This is a genomic window from Mesorhizobium sp. M7A.F.Ca.CA.003.01.2.1, assembly GCF_003998945.1.
Lineage (GTDB): Bacteria > Pseudomonadota > Alphaproteobacteria > Rhizobiales > Rhizobiaceae > Mesorhizobium > Mesorhizobium ciceri.
Genome location: NZ_RZRA01000892.1, coordinates 1 through 2,315, shown reverse-complemented (window position 1 = coordinate 2,315; position 2,315 = coordinate 1). Strand labels below are relative to the sequence as shown.

Here is a 2,315-nt window from a genome sequence, read left to right as displayed (position 1 = left end):
TTTTCGTGCTGCCAATTTCCTGGCCGTTGTGTTCTTGCTCACGGGCCCCGCCAATCCAGCTTGCAGATTTCGGCCGAACGGCCGGCGAAATTCCAGTTGCGGCCAAAAGCCCGCACCTTGCTCTTGTCGGACCTGGCCACGATGATCTCGGGCGCGATCCAGTATTCCGAATTGCTGATCACCGTATCCTTGTCACGGTCCTTGCCTTGGAAGGGTGTGACCGCTCCGTCGATAATCCTGGGTATCTGGAAGATACGCGTTTTGTCACGCGTCTCATAGGTGATCGGCACCTGCTCGACACCGAGGAATTTGCCGACGAGGATTGAGAGCAGCGATGTGGTTCCACCTGCCTTGCCCGTGAAGATCTTTGTCAGCGCCTTGACCGCATAGACAGAGGCGCGGCTGTCGATGAACAGGCCCGCGGTCCAGTTGCCGCGGCTCATATAGCCTGGGATTTCCATGATCAGCCCAAGATTGAGCCCGGACAGATCGACCTCACCGAAATGGCCGGCATCGATGCGAAACCCGGCCCATGTCTGGCAATAGCCTTCGGTCGGCGGATGATTGCCAAGCGAGAGCACGCAAGGGCAAAAAACCGTGCAATTGCAGGAGAGTACGAGCTCTCCCTTCATCGCCCAGCTCTGGTCTGCCATCGATTTTCCCCCACTCACAGCGAGACTACTAGCAGCGCGGCTGCCCAGACAAGCAGTATCGCACCGGCCAGCCGGGTTGGAACCCTGCTGGCCGTTTGTTTTTCGATCAGGGTGAACAGGCCGATCAACGCCATCCAGAAAACGTTCATGACGCCCACGGCGAACATCACCAGCATCAAGGCCCAGCAGCAGCCCAGACACCACAGACCTTGCGCGGCACCGAGCCGAAAGATGTTAAGGGGCCTTGCGCTCCAGCTCGCGAAAAGGATCGAGAACGGGTTCCTGCATTTCTTCAGGCAAGCTTCCTTCAGGCCGCTGAACTGGTAGAGGCCGGCAATCAGCAGAGCGAGCGCACCGGCAATGCCGACGACCGGATCGAGAATCCCGGCTGACGAAGCGAATGCATGGACGGCCAAGGTCAGCGCCGCGAACACAATTGAAGCGGCGAGCCAGACGCTGAGATAGCCGGCGACCAGCAGCAGCGGGTGAACGACCGGTTCGCCCTTGATGCGTGCCGTGTCAGCGATCTCGCAATAGGTGCGTATCATCGGCGCCGCCGAAGGCAGCATCGTCGCGATCGCCATCAGGAACCACATCGAAACGAGCGCGCCGGCCCGCAAGCCGAGACCTGCGTCCAAAGGCACCGGTGAGAGGCACAGCACAAAGAACCGTTCCAGGAAATCGGGCAGCGGCAGTTGCGGCAGGCTGCGAAGGATCCTGTCGCCAGGGGCGCCGACGCCCGCAATCCCTGTTTCAGCCCCGCGGATTGCCATCGCCGCAAGAGACAGCCATGCAAGCAGGATGCAAGCGCCGACAACGACGTTTACCGTAACCCGGGGATTGCGCGCGATGCCGGCCATGGCGCGGCCGGCGCGGTCGAGATGGCTGAAGTCGTCCTGCTGGCCGGTCATGACATCCGAATGGGCCGAATCGCCGCGTTGATCAAGCGGCATGATCTGACCTATATGCTGATCGAACGGCAGGTCGGGTGGACCGCCTCGCATTGCAAGCCGGAAGCCGATCTTGGAGCATCAGCAAACTGCGCGGATACTGGTTGCCGGCACGGGGCCGGCAGGGCTGATCGCGGCACTGGGTTTTGCCGCCGAAGGTTTCCCGGTGACACTGGTCGGGCCGGAGGCCACCGCCCCCGATGGTCGCACGACGGCCCTGATGAACCCTGCCTTGAAAGTGCTCGACCGGCTCGGCGTGCTCGAAGCCGTCGTATCCAAGGCGGCGCCTTTGAAGGTGATGCGCATCGTCGATGCCACCAGCCGGCTGATCCGCAGCCCGGTCGTCACCTTCCGCGCCAGCGAGATCGACGAGGATGAATTCGGGCTGAATCTTCCCAACAGCGTCCTCACCCCGGCACTCGCCAGCGCCGTTGCCGCGCGCGCCGGCATCGACTGGCTGAGGTCGATGGTGGCGAACTGGCATCTCGATGCCGAGCATGTTCGTGCCGGCCTCGCCGACGGCAGCTCGGTTGACGCATCGCTGGCGGTCGCCGCTGACGGACGCTTGTCACCGGCGCGCCAGGCGGCCGGCATCTCGACCTCGGCCCGCTCCTATCCGCAGGCAGCTCTCGTCCTCAATTTCGGCCATAGCGGCGATCACGCCTTCACCTCGACGGAATTCCACACCGAGACCGGTCCGTTCACGCAGGTC

General features: G+C 62.5%; 3 protein-coding genes. 1 reads left to right on the top strand and 2 read right to left on the bottom strand.

The window, feature by feature from the left end; all coding sequences use genetic code 11:
• Nucleotides 1-38: 38 nt before the first annotated feature.
• The gene (locus tag EN969_RS27255) at nucleotides 39-653 is read right to left on the bottom strand and encodes a DUF1326 domain-containing protein (protein WP_063168004.1); all 615 of its coding nucleotides are present in this window, start codon (nucleotides 651-653) and stop codon (nucleotides 39-41) included.
• Nucleotides 654-667: 14 nt separating this feature from the next.
• Nucleotides 668-1,606: a DUF2182 domain-containing protein gene (locus EN969_RS27250; RefSeq protein ID WP_127419552.1), complete on the bottom strand. Its 939-nt coding sequence runs from the start codon at nucleotides 1,604-1,606 to the stop codon at nucleotides 668-670.
• 70 nt (nucleotides 1,607-1,676) lie between these two features.
• On the opposite strand from EN969_RS27250, the gene EN969_RS27245 reads away from it, so the two are divergent.
• Nucleotides 1,677-2,315 (top strand): FAD-dependent monooxygenase (locus EN969_RS27245; protein WP_206525239.1); only part of this gene is annotated, 639 nt, incomplete at its 3' end.